Origin of the sequence: Pantoea latae, assembly GCF_002077695.1 — a bacterium.
Classification (GTDB): domain Bacteria; phylum Pseudomonadota; class Gammaproteobacteria; order Enterobacterales; family Enterobacteriaceae; genus Pantoea; species Pantoea latae.
Window position 1 is genome coordinate 1 of record NZ_MWUE01000075.1, and the last position, 1084, is coordinate 1084.

The window sequence follows — 1084 nt, forward strand, 5'->3', positions numbered from 1 at the left end:
CCTTTTTACTCATATAGGAGAAGATGGAGTTGAAGCGGTTTTTGAAGAAGAAGATGAGTCAGACGGGACAAGAAAAATATTTTCAATGATGCATCCAATTATGGAGGCGTTTAAGGATAGGACGGTTTTTGTATTTGATGAATTAGATAATGGCCTCCATCCACATGTCGCTGATATGGTTGTTAGGTTGTTTAATGACAGGACTATTAACAAGGTTGGATCTCAGCTTATTTTTTCAACTCACAATATGCAAATAATGAGCCCTGAAAAAATGAGAAGAGATCAAATCTGGTTTGTAGAAAAAAATGAAGGAAGTTCAAGATGTTATTCTCTTGATGACTTTGATAAGAAAAAGGTTAAACCTACTACTCCTTATCACGTATGGTACGACGATGGGCGCTTTGGTGGAGTCCCAACAGTAAATTATACGAAGATAAAAAGCCTTATTATGGAGCTTAATGGGGAGCAGGATATCGATCCAAATTTGTTTGGTTCAGTTGACTCTGAGGGTGAATGATTATGGCGGCTCATAAGGAAGTATTGTCCAATAAAATGTACATATTTTGTGAGGGAGCTAAAACTGAGCCGCTCTATCTTTCTTCCTATATAGAAGAGTTTGCTAAAAGCAAATCGAAAGTGATTTTTATTCCTCCAACAAGGAAAAACACTCCCGTACAACTTGTTGATGAAGCAATTGAGAAAAAGAATAGCCGAGAGTCTGTGGATGGAGATGTCTTTTGGGTTGTTTATGATAGAGAGTCTGTTACAAAGTATCCAAGAGCAAAACATAAAGAAGCATGGGATAAGGCTAAGAAAAATGGCATCAATGTTGCCATATCTAATGTTTGTTTTGAGTTTTGGGTGCTTCTACATTTTGAAGAGATAACACAGCCATACTCTTCTTACTTAGATCTCATGAGTAATTCTAATTTAAAAGAAAGATTAAAATCTGTAGGCATTAAAGATTATGATAAAGGCAGTGATGAACTGTACTTTAAGATAAGACAAGGGATAGGGAACGCGCGGAAGAGAGCTGAAAGGGTTAATAAATCTATTGAAGCGTCTTCTTCTAATGGGTCTGAAG

The 1084-nt window shown here is 36.6% G+C and carries 2 protein-coding genes; both read left to right on the forward strand.

Annotation, left to right across the window (positions count from 1 at the left end; translation table 11 throughout):
• Nucleotides 1-517: AAA family ATPase (locus tag B2J69_RS23520; protein ID WP_143806343.1), on the forward strand; the 517-nt coding region annotated here is incomplete at its 5' end.
• 2 nt (nucleotides 518-519) lie between these two features.
• Nucleotides 520-1084, forward strand: a 565-nt coding sequence (locus B2J69_RS23525; protein ID WP_158083451.1) for an RloB family protein, incomplete at its 3' end; no start/stop codon positions are given.